Raw genomic sequence first — 22,611 nt, forward strand, 5'->3', positions numbered from 1 at the left:
AGGGAGCGCGCGAAGTCGCTATAGTCCCCCCAAACCAACACCAGATATCGCGGAGACGACCCCATGATCGACGCCCTCAAACAGCTGCTTGGAGGTGGATCAGACCTGCCGGATGAAACTACTGTCGCAGTTGGATTGTTGCTGGAAGTCATCCGCATGGATGATGACTTTGATGCAGCCGAGCGTGCCGCTGTGGCGCGGACCTTGTCGCGGCGGTTTGGAATGTCTGAAAGCGAGGCCGGGCGCATGGTGGTTGAAGCAACAACGAAACCCCGCACAACTTACGATGACAACCAACTTCTCAAGTCGGTGAACCAGCATTTTTCACTCGAGCAGAAGACCGCTTTGGTAGAGATGCTGTGGGAAATTGCCTTGGCGGATGGCGAGCTGCACCGGTTTGAAAACCACGCGATTTTGGCAATTGCCAACCAACTTGGCATGGGCCAGGCCGAACTCAATGCGACCCAGGCAACTGCCAAAGCTCGTTTAGCGGCGTAGATCTGGCACATCTTAATGACAACTAAGTTGCGTTAATAGCCTGTCGGACCGCGATTCGAGTCTGATCGACCACCGTTGTGCGCCAGCCGGCATCATCAGGGTAAAACGCCTCCCGCATCTTCTGCTTGATGGCGGGGGCAAGGCTACCCGTTGGATCGCTGTGTTCAACAAGCCAGTTGTCCAACCGCAACGCCACCAGCACCGAAACCGGGTCCTGCGTGCCATACTCCAGGGCAATTCCCGCAGCATCCATATCCGGTGAAACCGCGTCGAAAAAAGCGCCGCCGATATCACCGGCGACTACAGCAGACACGCTGTCGCCGCCTGCCAGATCGGTGACGTCTTCACCCCAGACGCTTTGGGCCCTTTTGACGTCGCTCGACGTCCCAAGCCCCAGTTTTTCGCCATGACCAAACGGGCCAAGACCGGTGTGGATATCAATAAAGCGAATCCGCGTCGCCTTGGCAGCAAGGCTCTGCATCAACTCCCTGACCATGCTGTTGGACCATGAGGGTGCTGTCCCCCCAAAAAACAGCCCGTCCGGGCGGGTGTACTGCCCCCCACTCACAGCCTGCCGAAAGGCATCCATCCCGTGGGCACCAATCCACTGCAGCACTTCAAGATCCCAATGCTCCGGGCGATCGCCATAGTCCGCCGGCGCAATAATCGGGTGGATGGCTTCATAGGCTGCACTGTCAGGATAGCTGGAAGCGTGATTTACAAAATTCCGGTTGAGGTCGACATTATTCTCATTCACACGCCGTTGGTGTGAAAAGCCATACGGATTGACCGCGTGCACGAGAACGACCCGGGTATCCGAGGGCAAGACGCCAAACAGGCCCTCCTGCACCAAGGCGGTCTGGCAGCCTGATCCACAATACCCCTCAATACCGTGCGTCCCCGATGTAACAAGGATCACGCTGGACGCATCCTTTGGCCCCTTTGAGGCAATGTCAGCGTAGAGCGCTTCTCCATCGCGACCGCTCGCAGTGGTATTCTGAACGGCCTCCAGCTCAAATCCGGCAGCCTCGCAGACAGACAGAAACTTTGCTCGGGCTTCAGAGTAGGACGCCGAAAAACAAGCCTCCACGCTAGGCGTGCTTGCGTCGGACATCAGTGTCTAACTCCAGGCTGGGCGCGGCGTCACAATCGGCCAACGCGGGTTGAATTTGTCGAAGAATCCCGCCAGCTCAGCAAAAGCCAGCGCTTCACCTTCTATCTCAAGCTTACCTTCTCCCATCAGAGTCGCAGCATCCCTGACTTGAAGCATCAACAGTTTGAAATCCAGGGTCGCCAATTTGAGGGTCGCCGTAGGGCTGGGGTTCGAGCGCCCCGGGAAATAGTTGAGCACGCAATTCTCCAGAGTCAGCTCATAGCTCTCCTTGGTGTCCGTAAACTCGAAGTTGAAGGCAAAAGTCTTTCCGTCCGCCTTGGGCCCATTGAGCCGAACAGCCATCGCCTGAAACAGGTTTTCAAGCGGCATACCGGCAGCCATGCCCTCACTGACCTGCAGTGGACGCCCTTCCGGCACGCCATGACGTAGCTCGAGCGCACCACACAGATAGAAATTCCGCCACGGCCCGGATTCAGCCTGATACCCCAGCTGCTCAAGGGCATCTGCTGCCAGCAATTTCGCCTCGGTGTTGGTCTCGTCCGCCATGATTACGTGGTTCAACACCTCCGCCACCCAGCGATAATCACCTTCATCAAACGACTGCCTGGCCTGCGCAATCACGTTGTCGGCGCCGCCCATGAATTTCACATAGCGGGCACCGGCAGCAGTGGGCGGGTGAGGGAAAAGATTGGCCGGATTGCCATCAAAGTGGCCCAGATACTTGACGTAGACAGCCTTCGCGTTGGCTGCGAGCGCCCCGTAATAGTCGCGGTTGTAGAATTCTTTGGCCAGCGACGCAGGCAATTCAAGCTGCTCAGCGACCTCTTCCTTGTTGTAGCCAAGGTTCGCCAGACGCAGCGACTGGTCATGCACATATTTGTAGAGATCACGCTGCTTTTTGAGATAGTCCACCGCCCGCTCACGGCCCCAGATGGGCCAGTGGTGTGAGGCAAACTCGACTTCCAGCCGATCGCCGAACAGATCAATGCTTTCATTGATCTGAGCAGACCAGGCCAGCGCGTCGCGCACCTGCGCACCGCGCGGCGTATAGACATTGTGCATGTGGTGAGACGTAATCTCCGACATGCAAAGCGCTTTGAACTGCGGGAAATAGAAGACCATTTCCGCAGGCGCTTCGGTGCCTGGGGTCATTTGGAATTCAATTTCAATCCCGTCCAGCACCCGTGTTTCACCGGTTTCACAGATCTCGTCATTGGGCGGCACAAATCCGGTTGTCCCCATGGAGAGGGCCGCACCAAGGCCGGTGGTCAAAAACGCTTTTGGGTCCGGCTTGAGCAGATTGCCGTACATGTACGTCGCACGCCGCTGCATGACCGGGCCGGCCAGCACGTTTTCGGACAGGGATTCCTGCGTGAACCCGACCGGTGTCACCAGCGGTATCTTGCCCGAGGCCACATCAGCAGGATCGACCACACCCAAAGTGCCCGCAAAATGGTCTGCGTGACTGTGGGTAATGATGATGGCCTTGACTGGCCGTTCTCCAAGCTCCCTGTTGGCAAGGGCAAGAGCGGCAGCCGAGGATTCAGACGATGTGAGCGGATCAATCACAATCCAGCCCGTTTCGCCCTTGATGAGGGTCATATTGGCAATATCGAAGCTGCGGACCTGATAAATGCCCGGCACCACTTCAAAAAGGCCATGATTGAGGCCATTGAGCTGCGCCATGCGCCACAGGCTTGGATTTGCCGTGGCCGGGGCCTCACCCTCCAGAAACTTCACCGCCTCAAGGTCATAGGTCGTCTTGCCGTCGCTCTCGCGCGTAATGGTGATGGGATCAATCGTCGCGATGAACCCACGACCGGCATCCTCAAAACTCTGACGATCTGAAAAATCCAGTACACCGTCCATGACAGCTGCATTGGCTGCGGCTGTAATGAGACTTGCTTCTTTTGGATTTGTGTCCGACATCCCTTGATCCTCTCCCAAAAACACGCCGCATTTTGTGTTGTTTGCAGCGCGCGCGTTCACATTTTCTGCCAGTATGCGCGACCCGTAGCGTCTCCGCCATGAGTTTGATGACAGACATTAGCCAACCCCCGAAAAAACCGTCTCCGCTGAAGTTTATTTGGCAGTTCATTCGCAACCCGAAGAGCGTTGGCGCTATTGCACCGTCCGGTGCAGTCCTGTCTCGCAAGATGGCAACTGGCCTCGACGCGAACTCGAAGGTGCTGGAGTTGGGCGGCGGCACCGGCACACTGACACGCGGCATCGCGAATGCAGGTGTCAGCGGCAATAACCTGACAGTGATCGAAATGAACCCGGACTTCATTCGCTCACTTATCGAGCAGTTCCCCGGCGCACGCATTGTCGATCATTCGGCTTTTGAAATTGAGACGCTGCCCGAAGAGGTCTGCGACCTCGACGCTATTGTCAGCGGCCTGCCGCTGGTGAACATGTCTCGCGACAACCATCGCGCGATCATGCGCGGCGCCTTCACCCGGCTGAAATCAGGAGGGTGCTACAGGCAATTTACCTACCGGCCGCGTTGCCCGATCGGCCCTGATGTCCTGGATGAGTTCGATCTCAAAGCGACCTATGAAGCGATGGCGCTGCGCAATATTCCACCAGCCTTCGTCTACAGGATCGAGCGCGCCTAGATACCATTCGCCTTGAAGAAGGCAGATAGCTTGCCAGCCAGTTCATCCTGTTTGGTCGCAGAGAAGAAGTGCCCGCCCGTATAGGTATGGACGTCTGCGGCTTCGTAATTGCTGATTGCAGCCTGAACGCTTGTTGGCGAAATTTCAGGATCATCCGTCGCGTACACGAACTGCGTCGGGATGTTGGCCGCAGCAATGGTCGCGTGATCATCCAGCCGGCTGGACATGGCATCGCCCGTCAACATGGACATCAGCAGGCGTTGGGTGCCCTGCACTTCAAACTGCGTCTTGAAGTGATCCACCACCCGCCGCTGCTCTTCGGTTTCAACGCCAAAGCTCTCACCACGATCAATGATCGCAGGCACCAAGACCATGCGGCCGACCAGAGGTTTGATCAGCGGCAGACTGGCAAGCTGCAGCAACCCACTGCGAGGTGATTCAATCAGCGGCACCTGGAAGCCAAGACCGGTCACACGATTAGGGTGAGCTGCCGCAAACCGCGCAATGACGGCGCCCCCGAATGACACGCCATACAAAGCGGCATTCTCGATCTCAAGGTGGTCCAGCAGGCCAAGCAGCTGCGTGTGCATCAACTCAACCGAAAGCTCTGCATCAGGCCGGTCGGAGAACCCCCGGCCATACTGGTCATAGGCAATGACGCGGTACCCGGCATCCAGAAACGGCTGATAGTAAGCCTCATAGGCAACAGACCCCAGCGTCGCGCCGTGCACAATCACCAACGGAGCTGCATCCTTTGGGCCCATGTCCTTATAGGCCGTGACGCCGGTAGTAAGGGCAACAGTCTCGTATCCGGAACCCGCACGGAATTCTTCTGCGGTCATCGTCTCGCGATCTGCCAGCGCATACGCAATAGCAACACCAACAACGATTACCGCCAGAACGCCGATGATCCAGAACTTCCACATAGAGGTTGCCTCCTGGCCTGAGCTGCGTTGCTAGTTCAGCATCTCAAGGGCAATAGCGGTTGCTTCGCCGCCACCGATGCAAAGAGAAGCAACGCCCTTTTTCTGACCCCGATTGCGCAACGCATTCATGAGCGTGACCATGATCCGCGCGCCAGATGCGCCAAGCGGATGTCCAAGCGCACAGGCGCCACCATTCACATTGACCTTGTCGTGGGGCAGGCCGAGGTCATGCATCGCTGCCATGGCAACAACAGCAAAGGCTTCATTCACCTCAAAGAGATCGACGTCATCCGTTGACCAGCCAGCGCGGTCAATGACCTTCTCAATGGCCTTGACCGGCGCCGTCGTGAACCACTCAGGCGCGTGTGAATTCGTCGCGTGCGCCCGAATAGCAGCGATGGGCTTGAGACCGCGCTTTTCAGCTTCTGACTGACGCATCATGACAAATGCCGCAGCGCCATCTGAAATGGAACTGGAGTTTGCGGCCGTTACCGTGCCGTCCTTGCGGAAGGCTGGACGCAAATTGGGGATCTTTTCCGGTGATGCCTTGAACGGTTGCTCATCCGCCGAGATCGTCACCTCACCCTTGCGGGTCTTGATGGTCAGCGGTGCAATTTCGCCGTCAAAGCTGCCGTCTTCGTTCGCAGTTTTGGCGCGCTTGAGGCTTTCAATCGCATAGGCGTCCTGCGCCTCGCGCGTGAACTGGTACTTCTCGGCAGTGTCTTCCGCGAAAGTGCCCATGGCACGGCCTTCTTCATAGGCGTCTTCCAGACCATCCAGGAACATATGGTCTTTCACTTCACCATGGCCGATGCGCATGCCGCCGCGGGCATTGGGCAACAGATAGGGAGCATTGGTCATGCTCTCCATACCACCAGCAACCACAATATCCGCGGACCCGACCAGAATGCCGTCATGGGCCAGCATGGCGGCTTTCATGCCCGAGCCACACACCTTGTTGATCGTTGTAGCGCCTGCTTCGTCCGGGATACCTGCGCGGCGTGACGCCTGGCGGGCTGGTGCCTGACCGGTCCCGGCCGGAAGCACCAGACCCATAATCACTTCATCCACCTGATCAGCCTCAAGGCCCGCATCTTCAAGAGCGGCTTTGATGGCATGGGTCCCAAGATCAGGCGCACTGACACCAGACAGATCACCCTGAAACCCGCCCATGGGCGTGCGCTTGGCACCAACGATTACAACGGGATCTTTTTCCATGGGGCTTGCTCTCTTCTTTGAAGATGGTCTGTCGATGTCGGCATCAAGGCCGAGACATATCAATATGGGCGCGGTTTTAGCGTATGGCGCCGGTGATTGAAAACGTAAAGCTGTCGTCCCGATCAATCACCACATGAGCCCGCGCGGGCATTTCGTCCCAAATACGCAGGGTCAATCGCTCATAATGCGCCACAAACCGGCGCACCGCGGCTTCATCCATGGTGGGTTTGTCAGGTTCAGCGGCAGCAAGCCCCGCTTCCTGCTTGATACGCGACTGAACAACACTCTCGATCCCCGCCACACGGATCAAAATGAGTGGATCAAGGTCGCACCAGGTAGGCCAGTAGTCATTGGCAAGTGCTTCATTCCACCATCGCCACCAAACGCCATCCGGGTCTTCCGAGGCTTCAAGATCGTTGATCGCTCCCCGCCAGCCATCCAGTGCCTGCGGTTGAGCCCCTACGCACCAGCCTTCAAACAAAACCACATCCGGACACCCGACATAGCTGTCCCATTGGTCCACCGGCAGGCGATCATCATCGAGCTTTGAAAAAACCGGCAACGCCGTCGTCTCCTGCGGTCCAGCAGATGCGACAGCCGCAAGTGTTGATGAGTAAAGACCCATGTCATGGGTACCCGGCACACCGCGAGTGGCACAAAGCGAATGGACCTCACGGCCAAGCTGGTTGCGATCAGCTTTGGGTAGATAAAAATCATCAAGCGACAGGGTGAGCGCCCGCCTGCCACGCGCCGCCAGTTCATATTCCAGGGCATGGGCAAGCGTGGTCTTGCCAGACCCCTGTGCACCACAGATGCCGGCAACCACAAGACCATTTGGCCCAGGTCTCGTAGTCATCAACCGATCAGCAAGTGCTGGCAACAGGGCTGTCAGGCTCGGATCAATAAGTGTATTGCCCCCGGTCACGCGACCGTCTGATAGGCCGCGAAGCACATGGCAAAACCGGCAACATAGGTTCCAAGCGCGCCAACGGCCTTAAACACATGTGGCTTTTCAAGGGTCTTGCAGGTGAGAAATCCGAGCACCACAAGATAACGACTGACGGCAGCGACAATCATCGCCCAGCCAACCCACGCCGCAACATCCTGCGTGCCAAGGTAAAGGATCAGAATGGCAAGGACCGGCACATACTCGGCGGTGTTGCCATGCGCGCGCACCGCTTTATTCAGCCCGCTCGTCGGGTCGGTTTCAACGCCCGTCATGACGTCGGTTCGCCCGCGTTGGATCGAGACCCAGAACCCGAGCAGAAAAATCAGAAGCGCCATTGCAACGACGCACAGAACAGCAGTGCCCATATCAGAAATCCCCCTTGCAGTTGTGCCGTTAAGCCGACACTTGGCCTGAGACTAACATGCAAGGGCCAGCAAAGTTAAAAGGTCTATTCGTTGAACAGGCGACGCGTCCCCATGGACTCAATGGCTTCAGCTATGCGCGACACCGCAATGCGATAAGCCGCAGATCGCAGATCCGTATCATCACGCATTGCCCGGCTTGAAACGGCATGCGCCATACGCTCCATCCTGGCATCCAGATCAGCAAACACCTTGTCCCGACCCATCTGTTCGCCAGAGCGGTTCTGCACCCATTCAAGATAGGACACACTGACACCACCTGAGTTCGCCAGAATATCCGGCACCACATGGACACCGCGTTCCGTCAATCGATCAGCGCCCTCCACCGTGCATGCCTGATTGGAAACTTCGACCACAACGCGCGCTGCCACATGGTCCGCGTTCTTTCCATCAATCCAGCCACCCAGTGCTGCAGGAACAAGGACATCTGCCTCAACCCGGCGCAGATCATTGTGCGCCACAGTGTCAGCAAAACCCTTCAGGCTTCCGGTCTTTGCCTTGTAGCGCTCCGCCTCGCGGGGATCCAACCCGTCAGCCGAATAGACAGCGCCGGAAGAATCCGACAGGGCCACAATGCGGAAACCCGCCTCGTGCATGTCATTGGCAAACTGCGCACCCGCGTTGCCAAACCCCTGAACGGCAAAACTGGCATCATCTGAAAGGTCAAGATGATCCTTTAGCGCCATCACCACCTTCGCAGCGCCCCGTCCGGTTGCCTCTGCACGACCTTCGATACCACCCAGCACAATGGGCTTTCCGGTGATACTGGCGGTCTGAGCAGTACCTTCCAAAGCAGCTAACTCATCAGCCATCCATGCCAGAACCGTCCCGTTGGTATTGACGTCAGGCGCCGGCACATCGCGGCCAACACCAAGGTCATGACGCAACGCACGCACATATCCACGTGCCACGCGCTCCAGCTCATGGCGGCTCAGATCACCTGGATCAACCGCCACGCCACCCTTGCCGCCACCAAATGGCAGCCCTGCCAGCGCTGTCTTGAACGTCATCAAAAAAGCCAGTGTGTTGACTTCTTCTGCATCAACGGAAGGGTGAAACCGAATACCGCCCTTGGCAGGCCCAAGAGCATTTGAGTAAATGGTCCGCCATGCAGGAAAGGTCTGAAGAGATCCATCACCCATACGAACATTAATGCTTGCAGCAACGGACCGCTTGGGATGCCGCAGTACCTCACGCACATCTTCATTGAGGTCTAGCGCCTCAGCAGCGCGCTCCAGGAAAGTGCAAACATCAAGAGAAGAAGACATGAAAAACGCTCCGATCTACTGCTAGGGGCTTTCATATGGGTCTGAGACGAGTGGACGCCACTCACAAGAATTTGTCATTTCCGCATTGAGCAAGAGGTGGCGTACACTAGGATGAATCCCCATGAGCCTGTTTCCAGCACAGACGCGTCGGCGTTTTACATAGGGTGCTTTGTCACAGGTCGAGCCAATCGCCGGAAACGTTTGAAAGCCATGCAGCGCTCACTCCGTCAAACCACATCCGTCCTCGTAGCTTGCATCGCAATGGCTGCACTGTCGCCTGCCTTGGCTCAGGGACGCGGCGGCCCGGCTCAGGTCTTTGTGCAGGAAGCAACCACAAGCCGGTTCGTGGATCGCATTGAAGCCATCGGCACCCTGCGGGCAAATGAAACCGTTGAAATCACAGCGACCGTTACCGACACAGTAACGGGTGTCTACTTTGACGATGGCGCGAGGGTCGGCGTTGGCGACACACTTCTGACCATGGCGGACGGCGAAGAACGCGCCCTGCTTGAAGAAGAAAACGCCGCAGCAGAAGAAGCCCGCCGACAGTTGAACCGCGCCAGAACACTTGTGGGACAGGGTTCCATCTCTCGCTCGGTCATGGACGAACGCAACAGGGCCTACGAGACCGCCGTCGCGCGCAGACGCGCGCTCCAATCCCGCTTGAAAGACCGCGTCATCTCAGCCCCCTTTGACGGCGTGGTTGGACTGCGCCGCATCTCGGTCGGCGCCCTCGTCACACCGGGTGACATCATCACTCGCATCCATGATGACGGCGTCATGAAGCTCGATTTTTCTGTGCCCTCCACTTTTCTATCGTCACTAAAGCCGGGCATTGCCATTCGCGCCAAAGCCCGCGCCCTTGAAGGCCGGGAGTTTGAGGGCGAAATTTCCAGCCTCGATAATGAAATCGACCCGGTCACACGCTCCATCATCGTGCGCGCCCTGCTCCAGAACGAAGATCGCGTGCTGCGCCCAGGCCTCCTCATGTCCGTTGAGCTTCTACGCAACCCGCGCGAGGCCGTTTCCATTCCCGAAGAAGCAATTGTTCCCATTGCGCGCGAGACCTACGCATTTGTGGCGGTTGAAAAAGATGGCGTCATGATTGCCGAGCGCCGCCGCATCACGATCGGTGCGCGCCGTCCCGGCGAGGTGGAAGTGATTGAAGGGCTGAGTGCAGGTGAAGCCATCGTGACCCGTGGCGCAGGCCAGTTGCAGCCAGATCAGGCAATCATTGTTCGGGCGAATGGCACACAGGGCGACACGCTGGAAAACCTTCTGGGTTCAGACGCTGCGACCAACACACCTGCTGACGGATAAGCAAACAGGACACACTGCCATGTTTCTCTCCGACCTTTCCGTTACGCGACCCGTTTTCGGCATGGTGCTGGGGATGCTGCTGGTTGTCTTCGGCATCGTGTCGTTCACACAGCTCCCCTTGCGCCAGTACCCGGACATCGATCCACCCGTCGTCACCGTTGAAACCAGTTATCCCGGTGCCGCGGCTTCAATCGTTGAATCACGGATCACCGAAATCATCGAAGACCGAATCTCCGGCATTGAAGGTGTGGACTTCATTCAAAGCAGCAGCGAAGACGGCGAGAGCAACGTCACCATACAGTTCAAGACAGGCCGGGATGTGGATGCCGCCGCCAATGATGTTCGCGACCGCGTGTCCAGAATCCTCAACAACCTGCCCGAAGAAGCCAATCCACCGGAAGTCCAGAAGCGTGACGCCAATCAGGATGTGATCGTCTGGCTGTCGCTCTCCAGTCCGGAAATGTCCGTTCTGGAACTCACGGACTTTGCTGAGCGATATGTATTGGATCGCTTCTCGGTACTGCCCGGTGTCGCGCGTGTGCGACTGTCAGGTGCCAAGAGCTATGCCATGCGTATCTGGCTGGATCGTCTGGAAATGGCAGCACGCGGCCTCACAGCTTCAGATGTCGAACGCGCGCTGCGCGCTGAGAATGTCGAGCTTCCGGCAGGTAGCGTCGAAAGCCTGGAACGGCAATTCACAGTGCGGGTCGCCCGCTCCTTCAACGACGCTGACGACTTTTCCCACCTTGTGCTGGCACGCGGCGACGACGGCTATCTTGTGCGCTTGGGCGATATTGCGAGGGTAGAGCGCGCGGCTGCGGAGGATCGCACATTCTTCAGAGGCAATACGTTGCCGCGCGTCGGCATTGGCATCGTGAAGCAATCCACCGCCAACACAATTGATGTGGCGCGTGGTGCCAAGGCTGAGGCAGACCGCCTCAACCCAACACTGCCCGAAGGCATGTCCGTCACGGTAAGCTTTGACACATCTATTTTCGTCGAAGGTGCAATCAACGAAGTCTATAAGACGCTGGCCATCGCCATGGTTCTTGTGGTGCTGGTGATCCTTGCTTTCCTCGGCAATCTGCGCGCCATGCTGGTGCCCGCTGTCACCGTCCCGATCTCGATCATCGCAAGCTTCACGCTTGTTCTGATCCTTGGCTTTTCTATCAACCTGCTGACTTTGCTCGCACTGGTGCTTGCCATCGGATTGGTGGTTGATGACAGCATCGTGGTGCTTGAGAACATTCAACGCCGAATGGATGAGCTGAAAGAAACGCCCCTGGTGGCAGCTTTTGAGGGAACCCGCCAGGTCGGTTTCGCCGTCATTGCCACGACCATGGTGCTCATTTCGGTTTTCGTACCCATCGCATTCACCGAAGGGGACATCGGACGACTGTTCGCCGAGTTCGCCCTGACCATGGCTGCAGCCGTCGCGATCTCAAGCCTCGTTGCCCTCACCATCTCCCCAATGATCGCTTCAAAGATCCTCAAGCCCAACAAGTCGGACAGCGGCATCGGTGTTCGTGTGGAGGCACTGCTCCTGTCTTCCCGCGACTGGTACGCAGGCGCCCTTGAATGGTCTCTGTCACGCCCATTGATCGTCGGCGGCGTGTTCGTGGTTCTTCTGGGTGGCACTGTGGGACTGTTCGGTCTTCTCCCTAGCGAGTACTCCCCGCGCGAAGACAGAGGTGCGTTCTTCATTATCGTCAACGGCCCTCAGGGGGCAACGCACGACTACATGAGTGAATACATGGACGAGATCGAGGCTAGGCTGGTGCCCTATCTCGAGAACGAAGAAATGCACACGCTGCTCGTCCGCAGTCCGCGCAGCTTCGGCAACATCACCAGCTTCAACACAGGCATTGTCATCTGCGTTCTGAATGACTGGTCAGACCGCCGATCTGCTTTTGTGATTATTGATGAGGTGCGCCAGAGACTTTCCGATTTGCCGGGTGTCCGCGCCTTCCCGGTGATGAGCCGTGGCTTTGGTGGCGGTTCCAGCAAGCCTGTGCAGTTCGTTATCGGTGGCGGCACCTATGATGAAATTGCCCAGTGGCGGGACATCATTCTCGAAGAGCTGGAAACCAACAATCCGGGATTGGGCGGCCTTGACTGGGACTACAAGGAAACCCAGCCACAAGTGGAAGTCGATGTAGACTATGACCGCGCTGCGGAGCTTGGCGTCACGGTGTCGGAGATCGGCAGAACCCTTGAGACCATGCTCGGCTCCCGCCGCGTCACAACCTACATCGATGGCGGCGAGGAGTATGACGTCATCCTTGAAGGAGAACGCGACGCCCAGCGCACGCCGACCGACATGCAGAACATTTATGTTCGCTCCACACGCAGCGACAGGCTGATCCCGCTGTCAAACCTCGTAACGATCCGGGAGTTTGCCGGGTCCACAACCCTCAATCGCTACAACCGCGTCCGCGCGATAACACTCGAAGCCAATCTGGAAGACGGGCTGTCACTGGGAGGTGCCATCACACATCTCAATCAGATCGTTGACGACAAACTCCCCGAGACCGTGGTCGTTGACTACAAAGGCGAGTCCCGCGATTTCTTTGCAGCGGGTGGCGCACTGCTATTCGTCTTCCTGCTTGGTATCGCAATTGTGTTCCTGGTGCTGTCCGCTCAGTTTGAGAGCTTTGTGCATCCGCTCATCATCATGCTGACTGTACCGGTCGTCATCGGTGGCGGGTTACTCGGCCTGTGGCTTACAGGCTCCAGTCTCAACATCTACAGCCAGATTGGCCTTGTCATGCTGGTCGGCCTTGCCGCCAAGAATGGCATTCTGATTGTGGAGTTCGCTAACCAGCTACGCGATCAGGGTGTCGAGTTTGCCGACGCCTTGCGCGAAGCATCCATCACGCGCTTCCGTCCCATCCTGATGACCGGCATCACGACGGCGGCCGGAACCTTTCCCTTGATACTGGGATCAGGTGCAGGCGCCGAGACGCGTGCCGTCATCGGCATCGTGGTGCTGGCAGGCGTCCTCACATCAGTAGCGCTGACACTCTTTGTGGTGCCGGTGGCCTACAACATCATGGCGCGCAATACAGGCTCACCCGGTGACGTACGCCGCCGCCTGTTCCGCGAGCGTCCGTCTAGTCAGCCTGCCGAGTAATCTTGCGCGGCGCCAATCCTTCAAGCAGCCAGGCAAGTGCCGGCAGCAGCGTGACGGCTCCCACCATGTTCACCAGGAACATGAAGGACAGCAACAGCCCCATATCCGCCTGAAACTTGAGCGCTGAGAACGCCCAGCTTGCCACGCCGATTGACAGTGTCAGGCCGGTGAACACCACCGCCATGCCGGTTTCCTGCATGGCCTGCGGGAACGCATCCTGCAGACGAATGCCTGCCTCCAGCCGGAACTGCAGCCGGTTGTAGATGTAAAAGGCGTAGTCCACGCCGATGCCAACGGCGAGCACCAGCACCGGCAGCGTTGACGACTTAAGACCAATACCCAGCTCCGTCATGAACCAGTAGCCCATGAAGGTGGCTACCAGCAGGGGCGCACAGCAGCAGATGATCGCGCGCCAGTCACGATAGGCAAACCCTACAAGCACAATGATCGCACCGAAAACATAGAGCAGCATCGGCAACTCATTCTCGCTGATCACCTCATTGGTTGCTGCAATGATGCCTGCATTGCCGGTTGCCAGCCGCAGTGTCAGCCCTTCAACAGGGTAATCTGCAATGTAGCTTTCAGCTGCAGCCACTACGCGCTCAACCGTTTCAGCCTTGTGGTCCGTAAGGAACGCAATCACCGGCATCACATTACATCGGCGATTTATAAGGCCGGTGCTGGATGGAATGGGTGATGTAATGAGACCAAGCGTTGTCGGGTTACGCGGCAGGTGCGACCAGCGAAGGTCATCCTCCATCCAAAGGCGCATATTGTTGCGCGCAACGGTAGCCGTGGACACGACGGCAGCAACACCCGGCACATTGTTGAGGTGCCAGCCATAGTCTTCCAGCGCCTTCATGTAAGTGTGGTCGATGCACGCTTCTCCAGGAAGCTCTGCCACGGTGATGAAGGCGTCAAGCGAGATGGCGAAGTTGTCAGTTACAAAATTTACATCCTGATTGTAGCGGGCATCTTCCCGCAGCTCCGGCAGGCCTGCATGAAGGTCGCCCACATGTCGGTCACGCGACTGATAGATCGACACAACAAACAAAACCGCACCCAGCAGCAAAATGAGTTTTGCAGGTCCTGGACGCGCCACGCCGCCCAGCTTTTTCATCAGGCTCGCGCGCGACGCACGCAGCTTGGAAATCTGCGCGACAAAATTGGCGCGCGGTTTCATGTATGAGGCCAGCAGGGGCAGCATGATGAGGTTGGAGATGATCTTGAGCGCAATACCCACCGTGGCGACAATCGCCATTTCCTGAATGATGGGGATAGGCACGAGTGCCAGAGTGAGGAAACCGACAAGGTCGGTGATCAGCGCCATGGAACCCGGCAGGAACAACCGACTGAAGGTCGACCGCGCAGCCGTCTCCGCCGTCGCACCATCAATCAGCTCACTGGTGAACAGATTGATCTGCTGCACCCCGTGACTGACACCGATGGCATAGACAAGGAAAGGCACAAGGATGGCCAGCGGGTCGAGACCATAGCCCAGCAAATAGAGGGCCCCGAACTGCCAGACCACAGACACGAGCGAGCTGCCGACAGCCAGCAGCATGAGCTGGAATGAACGCGCATAAAGATAAACAGCGATGGCCGTGAGGATGAGCGCCAGGCCCATGAAATAGACGACGCCGGCCGCCCCGTCCGCAATGTCGCCAATACCTTTGGCAAACCCGATGATGCGGATGGTGGTTTTATCGTCTTCAAACTTGCCGCGCAGTCCGATTTCAAGCTGATGGGCCAGTTCGATGTAATCCAGTCGCTCGCCCGTAATCGGGTTGATCTCTGCAAGTTCAAACCGGATGAGAACCGCGCTGTTGTCATGTGCCACATACTGGCCTGCAAATCCGCCGCGTACAGTGTCAACGCGAATGCGTTCAAGGGCTTCGGCAGTGATGCGTTCACGGGTCACGTTGGCAGGGATCAGGTTGTAGGCCTTGAAGCCTTCCTCATTGATTTCCATCACCCGCGTATTTGGGGTCCACATGGAGCGGATGGTGGCGCGGTCGACACCGGGCAAATAGAAAACTTCGTCAGAGATATCGTAGTAGCGCTGGAAAAATTCCGGCGTCCACACGTCCCCGTCATTGGCCTCGACCGCCACGATCACCGCATTGGCACCAGGAAGCTTCTCCCGGTAATCCGAAAAGGTCTCGATATAGGGATGCTCGGATGGCAACTGCTTCAGGAAGCCGGCATCGATTGCCAGCCCACTTGCCAGATATCCACTGATAAGCGTCAGGAGAACGAAGAAACCAAGAATGGTTCCACGAAAGGCGAACAAAAATCGTTCAGCCCCAGCAACAAACCCGGCGAGGGGACCCGGCGAAGCGGAAGAAGGCGACATAAGCATCCTCGAGGAAAATTGGCGGAGACCGTCCGCTCCTTATGTGCTCGCATATCGCAGACGCCGTCACAAGACCCGCACATCATCTGGAGTTTTGCGCGCACCTCAGATTCATGGCCAACTGGCTGGGAAACATGATTCTTAACCATGCTTGGGAGGCGGCGCATCATGGCTGATGACGACGCAACAAACGGCCAGCTCATTGCCGCCATGACGGCGCTCCTGCCACCCCTGTTGGCTGCCATGGACACATTGGACTACGTCGCCCGCAAGCTGCACCCGCCACAAGTAGATGACTTGATTAGCCATGTTGCAGGTGTGGATATGGCAGTGAGGGACGCTCGGCCGCAATTCGAAGCAGCTCCCTGGCCTGAACATCTCTTTCCAGTGCGCGACAGGGTGCTCAAGGCAGCCGAAGAAGTTCTCATGGCCTATGGCGAACTCGCGGCAGCCGGCAATGCGGAGAACGCCATTCTTGAATGTTACAAATCCCTGCGCCACGCATCGCGGGCCAGTGAGGCAATCTACCCCGTCTCCGCCATTCTGCCTCCCGTCAGCCGGTTCTTTCTGGAAGCCTCCGTGCGGGACAACAAGGAAAAGATCGAGGCACTCTCGTCTGGCGCAGACAGGGACAATACGGGCGTCATCGAAGCCAGCAACGCGCGCGACCAGCGCGGAGGGTTTTCTCTTTATGTGCCGGAGGACTATGACGAGGCACGCGCCTACCCGGTCATCATGGCGCTGCACGGCGGTTCAGGCCATGGCAGGGCATTTTTGTGGACATGGCTGCGCGAAGCCAGAAGCCGCGGCGCCATCCTCATATCGCCAACGTCCCGCGGCGACACCTGGTCACTGATGGGCCCGGACGAAGACACGCCCAACCTGGAAGCGATGCTTACTCATGTGCGCGAACGCTGGAACATCAACCCTGCAAAAATGCTGCTCACCGGCATGAGCGACGGCGGCACATTCTCCTATGTGACGGGCCTGCGTGACGAAAGCCCCTTCACTCACCTCGCCCCCATGTCGACAGCCTTTCACCCCATGCTGGGTGAGATGGCCTCACCCGGGCGCCTCAAGGACCTGCCCGTTTATGTCATTCACGGAGCGCTGGACTGGATGTTCCCATCCAAGTTTGCGGAAATGGCCGCACAGACACTCACCGCAGGCGGCGCCAACGTGGAACTGGAAATACTGGCCGACCTGTCTCACACCTATCCGCGTGAAATGAATGCGCGCGTGATGGACTGGTTCTTGTCCTAAGCCCCAAAAACAAAAACGCCGCAGCTCCTGTAGGAGGCTGCGGCGTTTTCATATCGGATAGCATCCGGCTTATTTCGGAATACGCACTGGCATGTAGGTGTAACCCTTCACGAAGCAGCCCGGTGAGCGTGTCGGCTCGGCCATGAGTTCGATCTTCGGGAACCGCTTCAGGATTTCTTCCCACAGGATCATGATCTGCAACTCGCCAAGACGGTTGCCAACGCAGCGGTGAATGCCATAGCCGAATGACATCTGACGACGGGCATTCGCGCGATCAATGATCACATCATTCGCGTTTTCAAAAACCGTCTTGTCGCGATTGCCTGACACGTACCACATGGCAACCTTGTCGCCCTTCTTGATCATCTTGCCGCCAAGCTCGAAGTCTTCAAGCGCGGTGCGGCGCATGTGAGCAAGCGGTGTCTGCCAGCGGATGATTTCAGATGACAGGTTGGGGATCAGACCCGGGTCAGCAATGAGCTTGTCGTATTCCTTCGGGAACTTGTTGAGCGCATAGACGCTGCCCGTCATGGAATTGCGGGTCGTGTCATTGCCGCCCACGATCAGCAGAATGATGTTCCCCAGATATTCCATGGGGTCCATGTTCTTCGTCGCCTCACCACGCGTCAGCATGGTGATGAGATCATTGCCTGGCTTGTCTGAGTTGACGCGCTGGTTCCACAATTCAGTGAAGTAAGCGAGGCACTCAAGCAGGTGGCCTTTCCACTCTTCCTCACCGCCTTCAAGTGTATTGGCATCGGTCGTGACCATGTCCGACCAGAAGGTCAGCTTGCGCCGGTCTTCAAACGGGAAGTCAAAGAGCGTGGCGAGCATCATGGTGGTCAGCTCGATGGACACATTGTCCACCCAGTCAAACGTTTCGCCGCGCGGCAGTGAATCCAGCACCATGCCGGTACGTTCACGGATCAGCGGTTCCCACGACTTGAGATTGTTGGGCGCCACAATCGGCTGAACCGTCTTGCGTTGTTCATCATGCTTTGGCTGGTCCATCGCGATGAACATGGGCAGCTGGAAATCTTCCGGCCCATCAAAAAGCGTGATGCCGCCGTGTTCCCAGCTTGAGGAAAACACCTGGTGATTGGTGTCTACCGCCATGATGTGTTCGTAGCTGCTGACCGCCCAATACTCACCGAACTCTTCGTCGAAGCACTTGTGAACCGGCGCTTCCTCACGAAGGCGCTCGAAATATGGCCAGATCACATCATTCTGGAATAGATCGCGCTGCGCGGGATTGAACTCATTCAAAGGCATGCTCCAGGCACGCTCGGTATGATCAATCTCGGTCTGCGGTTCGGCAACGGCCTGGGACATGATCTCTTCTTTCCTGATAGTGACGACGCGTCATTTTTAAGTGAGGGCGCGCCCTGTAGATTTCAACCTAATTCACAAAGATTAAGCGGGAATACGCACCGGCATGTACGTGTAGCCTTTGACGAAGCAGCCCGGTGTGCGCGTTGGCTCTTCCATCAGCTCGATCTTGGGGAAACGCTTGAGAATCTCTTCCCACAGAATCTTGATCTGAAGCTCGCCAAGGCGATTGCCGACACAGCGATGGATGCCATAGCCAAAGGACATCTGACGACGGGCATTAGGCCGGTCGATGATGATGTCGTCAGCATTTTCAAAAACGTCCGCATCCCGGTTGCCGGACACGTACCACATGGCCACCTTGTCGCCCTTCTTGATCATCGTGCCATTCAGCTCGATGTCTTCAAGGGCCGTGCGGCGCATGTGGGCCAACGGCGTCTGCCAGCGAATGATCTCTGACGACAGATTGGGGATCAGGCTTGGATCCGCGATCAGCTTGTCATACTCACCGGGGAACTTGTTCAGCCCATAGACGCTGGCCGTCATGGAGTTACGGGTCGTGTCATTGCCGCCCACGATGAGCAGGATGATGTTCCCCAGATACTCCATCGGGTCCATGTTCTTGGTGGACTCCCCACGGGTCAGCATAGTGATCAGGTCATTGCCTGGTGTGTCGGAGTTGATGCGCTCATTCCAAAGGCCGGTGAAGTACTCCAGGCATGCCAGAAGATGGCCGCGTTTTTCCTCAACGCCGCCTTTCAGAGTCTTGGGATCCGTCGTCACCATGTCGGACCAGAAGGTCAGCTTGCGGCGTTCCTCAAACGGGAAATCAAACAGGGTGGCCAGCATCATGGTGGTCAGCTCAATCGATACATTGTCCACCCAGTCAAACGTTTCGCCGCGCGGCAATGAATCCAGAACAAAGCCGGTGCGCTCGCGAATGAGACCTTCCCAGTTCTTCAGATTGTTGGGCGCCACGATCGGCTGAACGGTAATGCGCTGCTGGTCGTGCTTGGGCGGGTCCATGGCAATGAACATCGGCAGACGGAAATCCTCCGCTGCATCAAAAAGCGTGATGCCGCCATGGGTCCAGTCTGAGGAAAACACGTGGTGGTTTGTGTCCACCGCCATGATGTCTTCGTAGCGCGTGACGGACCAGTACTCGCCAAAGTCCTCATCATAGGCCTTGTGAACCGGCGCTTCCTTACGCAGGCGTTCAAAGTACGGCCAGATCACGTCATTCCGAAACAGGTCCCGCCGCGCTGGGTTGATCTCATTGAGCGGCATGCTCCATGCGCGCTCGGCATGATCGATATCAGTCTGCGGTTCAGCAACGGCCTGAGACATGAACTCTACTTTCCTTTGATGCAACGGCGCCCTCATGGACTGAGGACGCCGCGCCAAACTTACAAAATGTGTGTGCCAGTTAGGCGGGAATGCGAACTGGCATATAGGTGTAGCCCTTAACAAAGGGAGAGCGGGTGCGGGTCGGCTCTTCCATCACTTCGATCTTCGGGAAACGCTTCAGCAGCTCTTCCCAGAGGATCTTGATCTGAAGTTCGCCAAGGCGATTGCCCACACAGCGATGGATGCCATACCCAAATGACATCTGACGGCGGGCATTCGGGCGGTCGATGATCACGTCATCCGCATTCTCAAAAATTGCGGTGTCCCGATTGCCGGAGACATACCACATGGCAACCTTGTCACCCTTCTTGATCATCTGGCCATTCAGCTCAATGTCTTCGAGCGCCGTACGCCGCATGTGAGCGAGTGGTGTCTGCCAGCGAATGATTTCTGACGAAAGGTTGGGGATCAGGCTTGGGTCTGCAATCAGCTTGTCGTACTCGCCGGCAAACTTGTTGAGCGCATAGACGCTGCCTGTCATGGAGTTGCGGGTCGTATCATTGCCGCCAACGATCAGCAGAATGATGTTCCCCAAATATTCCATGGGATCCATGTTCTTGGTGGATTCGCCACTGGCCAGCATGCTGATGAGATCATTGCCTGGCGTATCGGAGTTCACCCGATCGTTCCAAAGGCCGGTAAAGGCCTCAAGGCATTCCATCAGCTCGCCACGCCACTGCTCTTCACTCTTGTAGATTTCCGGGTTGTCGCGACCGGTCGCCACGTCAGACCAACGGGTCAGGCGGCGGCGCTCTTCAAACGGGAAATCAAACAGCGTTGCCAACATCATGGTGGTGAGTTCGATGGACACCTTGTCCACCCAGTCAAAGGTTTCACCGCGCGGCAGTTCATCCAGGATCAGACCCGTGCGCTCACGAATGAGACCTTCCCAGTTCTGCAGGTTCTTGGGCGCAACGATGGGCTGCACCGTAATGCGCTGTTTGTCGTGCTTGGGTGGGTCCATGGCGATGAACATCGGCGCCTTGAAGTCTTCCAACGGGTCCGCCAGCGTGATGGCACCTTCAGAGGAAAAGACATGATGGTTGGTATCCACCGCCATGATGTCTTCGTAGCGCGTCACAGACCAGTAATCGCCGAATTCGTCCGAATGCCCCTTATGGACGGGCGCCTCTTTGCGCAGCCGCTCGAAATAGGGCCAGATGGCATCGTCCTGAAAGAGCGCGCCATCAGCAACATTGATGTCTTCAAGAGGCATGCTCCAGGCACGTTCTTGATGGTCGATTGTGGAAGATGTTTCGACGGCGGCCTGTGACATGGGTGTTCCTCTTGATTGATGGCGTCAGACGCCCGGGACCATGCGACATGGCACCGGGCGGTCTTGTCGTTTCAACGGCTAGGCAGGAATGCGAACCGGCATGTAGGTGTAGCCCTTCACAAAGACGGACTTCGTGCGTGTCGGCTCTTCCATCACTTCAATCTTCGGGAAGCGCTTGAGAATTTCTTCCCACAGAATCTTGATCTGCAGCTCGCCCAACCGGTTACCCACGCAACGGTGGATGCCATACCCAAATGCCATCTGGCGGCGGGCATTTGGACGATCGATGATCACCTTGTCCGCGTCTTCAAACACACTCTCATCGCGGTTGCCTGACACGTACCACATGGCCACCTTGTCGCCCTTCTTGATGTGAGCACCGTTCAGAACGATGTCCTCAAGAGCCGTCCGGCGCATATGCGCCAGCGGCGTCTGCCAGCGAATGATCTCGGACGAAAGGTTCGGGATCAGATCCGGGTTGGCGATCAGCTTGTCATACTCACCAGCAAACTTGTTGAGGGCATAGACGCTGGCCGTCATGGAGTTGCGGGTCGTGTCATTGCCACCAACGATGAGCAGGATGATGTTTCCCAAATACTCCATCGGGTCCATGTTCTTCGTGGACTCGCCACGGGTCAGCATGGTGATGAGATCATTGCCCGGCGTATCGGAATTGATGCGTTCATTCCAGATGCCTGTAAAGGCTTCAAGGCACTCCAGCAGTTCCGCGCGCCACTGCTCATCGTCAGCAACAATCTCCGGGTTGTTACGACCAGTTGCCACATCAGACCAGCGCGTGAGTTTGCGGCGCTGTTCGAACGGGAAGTCGAACAGGGTCGCAAGCATCATGGTTGTGAGTTCGACGGAGACATTGTCCACCCAGTCGAACACTTCACCGCGGGGCAGCGCATCGAGAATCTGACCGGTACGTTCGCGGATCAGGCCTTCCCAGTTCTTCAGATTGTTTGGCGCCACAATCGGCTGCACCGTGATGCGCTGCTGATCATGCTTGGGTGGGTCCATCGCAATGAACATGGGCAACTGAAAATCAGAGATCTGATCGAACAGAGTGATGCCACCATGTTCCCAGCTGGACGAGAACACATGGTGGTTGGTGTCCACCGCCATGATGTCTTCGTAGCGGGTCACAGACCAGTACTCACCGAAGTCGGGGGAGTAGGCTTTGTGGACCGGAGCTTCCTTACGCAGGCGCTCGAAATACGGCCAGATGGCATCCGCCTGGAAAATGTCCGGATCAGCGATATTGATGTCCTTGAGCGGCATGCTCCACGCACGCTCTGTGTGATCAATCTCTGCTTCAGGTTGGATAGCTGCCTGCGACATGAACCGTTTCCTCCGGTTGGTTGGCACTCATACGAATGCCGACATGACAAACGACCCCGCCTCCCCGTTTGTTTCCACGAGGTAAGCCGAGCGTGCCGCATGTGACCTGCGGCCAGTTGGGAAAAGAGTAACGCAGCGGAAATCGAGGTTCTATAAAAAAATGACGCGGG

The 22,611-nt window shown here is 57.1% G+C and carries 17 protein-coding genes; 5 read left to right on the forward strand and 12 right to left on the reverse strand.

Annotation, left to right across the window (positions count from 1 at the left end; all coding sequences use genetic code 11):
* The first annotated feature begins 63 nt into the window (after positions 1 to 63).
* The gene (locus ABXH05_RS05470; protein ID WP_353560125.1) at positions 64 to 498 is read left to right on the forward strand and encodes a tellurite resistance TerB family protein; all 435 of its coding nucleotides are present in this window, start codon (positions 64 to 66) and stop codon (positions 496 to 498) included.
* Positions 499 to 520: 22 nt separating this feature from the next.
* On the opposite strand, the gene ABXH05_RS05475 is transcribed toward ABXH05_RS05470, so the two are convergent.
* On the reverse strand, positions 521 to 1,612 hold the full coding sequence (locus tag ABXH05_RS05475) for a M14 family metallopeptidase (protein WP_353560126.1): 1,092 nt from the start codon (positions 1,610 to 1,612) through the stop codon (positions 521 to 523).
* 6 nt (positions 1,613 to 1,618) lie between these two features.
* On the reverse strand, positions 1,619 to 3,541 hold the full coding sequence (locus ABXH05_RS05480; RefSeq protein WP_353560127.1) for an alkyl/aryl-sulfatase: 1,923 nt from the start codon (positions 3,539 to 3,541) through the stop codon (positions 1,619 to 1,621).
* Between the two features lie 98 nt (positions 3,542 to 3,639).
* Here ABXH05_RS05480 and ABXH05_RS05485 point away from each other — a divergent pair, with 98 nt between their 5' ends.
* Entirely contained in the window at positions 3,640 to 4,230 is a 591-nt protein-coding gene (locus ABXH05_RS05485) for a class I SAM-dependent methyltransferase (RefSeq protein WP_353560128.1), read from the forward strand.
* Here the strand turns inward: ABXH05_RS05485 and ABXH05_RS05490 are convergent.
* The 5 genes from ABXH05_RS05490 to ABXH05_RS05510 all read right to left on the reverse strand — a co-directional run bounded on the left by ABXH05_RS05490 (position 4,227) and on the right by ABXH05_RS05510 (position 9,013).
* Entirely contained in the window at positions 4,227 to 5,156 is a 930-nt protein-coding gene (locus tag ABXH05_RS05490; protein WP_353560129.1) for an alpha/beta fold hydrolase, read from the reverse strand. The two genes, ABXH05_RS05485 and ABXH05_RS05490, sit on opposite strands and share 4 nt — an antisense overlap.
* 30 nt (positions 5,157 to 5,186) lie before the next feature.
* Positions 5,187 to 6,374, reverse strand: a complete 1,188-nt coding sequence (locus ABXH05_RS05495) for an acetyl-CoA C-acyltransferase (protein WP_353560130.1) — start codon at positions 6,372 to 6,374, stop codon at positions 5,187 to 5,189.
* Between the two features lie 76 nt (positions 6,375 to 6,450).
* On the reverse strand, positions 6,451 to 7,230 hold the full coding sequence (locus ABXH05_RS05500) for a hypothetical protein (protein WP_353560131.1): 780 nt from the start codon (positions 7,228 to 7,230) through the stop codon (positions 6,451 to 6,453).
* A gap of 65 nt (positions 7,231 to 7,295) precedes the next feature.
* On the reverse strand, positions 7,296 to 7,688 hold the full coding sequence (locus ABXH05_RS05505) for an MAPEG family protein (protein WP_353560132.1): 393 nt from the start codon (positions 7,686 to 7,688) through the stop codon (positions 7,296 to 7,298).
* A gap of 83 nt (positions 7,689 to 7,771) precedes the next feature.
* The gene (locus ABXH05_RS05510; protein ID WP_353560133.1) at positions 7,772 to 9,013 is read right to left on the reverse strand and encodes a Glu/Leu/Phe/Val family dehydrogenase; all 1,242 of its coding nucleotides are present in this window, start codon (positions 9,011 to 9,013) and stop codon (positions 7,772 to 7,774) included.
* A 210-nt stretch (positions 9,014 to 9,223) separates the two neighbouring features.
* Here ABXH05_RS05510 and ABXH05_RS05515 point away from each other — a divergent pair, with 210 nt between their 5' ends.
* Both ABXH05_RS05515 and ABXH05_RS05520 read left to right on the forward strand, forming a co-directional pair.
* Complete coding sequence (locus tag ABXH05_RS05515; protein WP_353560134.1) at positions 9,224 to 10,333, forward strand: efflux RND transporter periplasmic adaptor subunit; 1,110 nt, start codon at positions 9,224 to 9,226, stop codon at positions 10,331 to 10,333.
* 19 nt (positions 10,334 to 10,352) lie between these two features.
* A complete protein-coding gene (locus tag ABXH05_RS05520; protein WP_353560135.1) occupies positions 10,353 to 13,466 on the forward strand; it encodes an efflux RND transporter permease subunit in 3,114 nt (1,037 codons plus the stop codon).
* Here the strand turns inward: ABXH05_RS05520 and ABXH05_RS05525 are convergent.
* A complete protein-coding gene (locus tag ABXH05_RS05525; protein WP_348136158.1) occupies positions 13,447 to 15,822 on the reverse strand; it encodes an efflux RND transporter permease subunit in 2,376 nt (791 codons plus the stop codon). The genes ABXH05_RS05520 and ABXH05_RS05525 overlap by 20 nt on opposite strands.
* A gap of 168 nt (positions 15,823 to 15,990) precedes the next feature.
* Here ABXH05_RS05525 and ABXH05_RS05530 point away from each other — a divergent pair, with 168 nt between their 5' ends.
* Positions 15,991 to 17,085: a carboxylesterase family protein gene (locus ABXH05_RS05530; RefSeq protein WP_353560136.1), complete on the forward strand. Its 1,095-nt coding sequence runs from the start codon at positions 15,991 to 15,993 to the stop codon at positions 17,083 to 17,085.
* Between the two features lie 69 nt (positions 17,086 to 17,154).
* Here the strand turns inward: ABXH05_RS05530 and ABXH05_RS05535 are convergent, their stop codons facing one another.
* The 4 genes from ABXH05_RS05535 to ABXH05_RS05550 all read right to left on the reverse strand — a co-directional run bounded on the left by ABXH05_RS05535 (position 17,155) and on the right by ABXH05_RS05550 (position 22,441).
* Entirely contained in the window at positions 17,155 to 18,417 is a 1,263-nt protein-coding gene (locus ABXH05_RS05535; RefSeq protein WP_353560137.1) for a cytochrome P450, read from the reverse strand.
* Positions 18,418 to 18,498: 81 nt separating this feature from the next.
* Positions 18,499 to 19,761: a cytochrome P450 gene (locus tag ABXH05_RS05540; RefSeq protein ID WP_353560138.1), complete on the reverse strand. Its 1,263-nt coding sequence runs from the start codon at positions 19,759 to 19,761 to the stop codon at positions 18,499 to 18,501.
* Between the two features lie 79 nt (positions 19,762 to 19,840).
* Positions 19,841 to 21,097: a cytochrome P450 gene (locus tag ABXH05_RS05545; protein WP_348136162.1), complete on the reverse strand. Its 1,257-nt coding sequence runs from the start codon at positions 21,095 to 21,097 to the stop codon at positions 19,841 to 19,843.
* A 78-nt stretch (positions 21,098 to 21,175) separates the two neighbouring features.
* On the reverse strand, positions 21,176 to 22,441 hold the full coding sequence (locus ABXH05_RS05550; protein WP_348136163.1) for a cytochrome P450: 1,266 nt from the start codon (positions 22,439 to 22,441) through the stop codon (positions 21,176 to 21,178).
* Positions 22,442 to 22,611 lie beyond the last annotated feature (170 nt).

It is taken from the genome of Pyruvatibacter sp. HU-CL02332, assembly GCF_040362765.1.
Classification (GTDB): domain Bacteria; phylum Pseudomonadota; class Alphaproteobacteria; order CGMCC-115125; family CGMCC-115125; genus Pyruvatibacter.

Excerpts from the sequence above, each read along its gene's own strand:
- ABXH05_RS05470 (WP_353560125.1), top strand. The coding sequence starts at position 64 with ATGATCGACGCCCTCAAACAGCTGCTTGGAGGTGGATCAGACCTGCCG.
- ABXH05_RS05475 (WP_353560126.1), bottom strand. The coding sequence starts at position 1,612 with ATGTCCGACGCAAGCACGCCTAGCGTGGAGGCTTGTTTTTCGGCGTCC.
- ABXH05_RS05480 (WP_353560127.1), bottom strand. The coding sequence starts at position 3,541 with ATGTCGGACACAAATCCAAAAGAAGCAAGTCTCATTACAGCCGCAGCC.
- ABXH05_RS05485 (WP_353560128.1), top strand. The coding sequence starts at position 3,640 with ATGAGTTTGATGACAGACATTAGCCAACCCCCGAAAAAACCGTCTCCG.
- ABXH05_RS05490 (WP_353560129.1), bottom strand. The coding sequence starts at position 5,156 with ATGTGGAAGTTCTGGATCATCGGCGTTCTGGCGGTAATCGTTGTTGGT.
- ABXH05_RS05495 (WP_353560130.1), bottom strand. The coding sequence starts at position 6,374 with ATGGAAAAAGATCCCGTTGTAATCGTTGGTGCCAAGCGCACGCCCATG.
- ABXH05_RS05500 (WP_353560131.1), bottom strand. The coding sequence starts at position 7,230 with ATGACTACGAGACCTGGGCCAAATGGTCTTGTGGTTGCCGGCATCTGT.
- ABXH05_RS05505 (WP_353560132.1), bottom strand. The coding sequence starts at position 7,688 with ATGGGCACTGCTGTTCTGTGCGTCGTTGCAATGGCGCTTCTGATTTTT.
- ABXH05_RS05510 (WP_353560133.1), bottom strand. The coding sequence starts at position 9,013 with ATGTCTTCTTCTCTTGATGTTTGCACTTTCCTGGAGCGCGCTGCTGAG.
- ABXH05_RS05515 (WP_353560134.1), top strand. The coding sequence starts at position 9,224 with ATGCAGCGCTCACTCCGTCAAACCACATCCGTCCTCGTAGCTTGCATC.
- ABXH05_RS05520 (WP_353560135.1), top strand. The coding sequence starts at position 10,353 with ATGTTTCTCTCCGACCTTTCCGTTACGCGACCCGTTTTCGGCATGGTG.
- ABXH05_RS05525 (WP_348136158.1), bottom strand. The coding sequence starts at position 15,822 with ATGTCGCCTTCTTCCGCTTCGCCGGGTCCCCTCGCCGGGTTTGTTGCT.
- ABXH05_RS05530 (WP_353560136.1), top strand. The coding sequence starts at position 15,991 with ATGGCTGATGACGACGCAACAAACGGCCAGCTCATTGCCGCCATGACG.
- ABXH05_RS05535 (WP_353560137.1), bottom strand. The coding sequence starts at position 18,417 with ATGTCCCAGGCCGTTGCCGAACCGCAGACCGAGATTGATCATACCGAG.
- ABXH05_RS05540 (WP_353560138.1), bottom strand. The coding sequence starts at position 19,761 with ATGTCTCAGGCCGTTGCTGAACCGCAGACTGATATCGATCATGCCGAG.
- ABXH05_RS05545 (WP_348136162.1), bottom strand. The coding sequence starts at position 21,097 with ATGTCACAGGCCGCCGTCGAAACATCTTCCACAATCGACCATCAAGAA.
- ABXH05_RS05550 (WP_348136163.1), bottom strand. The coding sequence starts at position 22,441 with ATGTCGCAGGCAGCTATCCAACCTGAAGCAGAGATTGATCACACAGAG.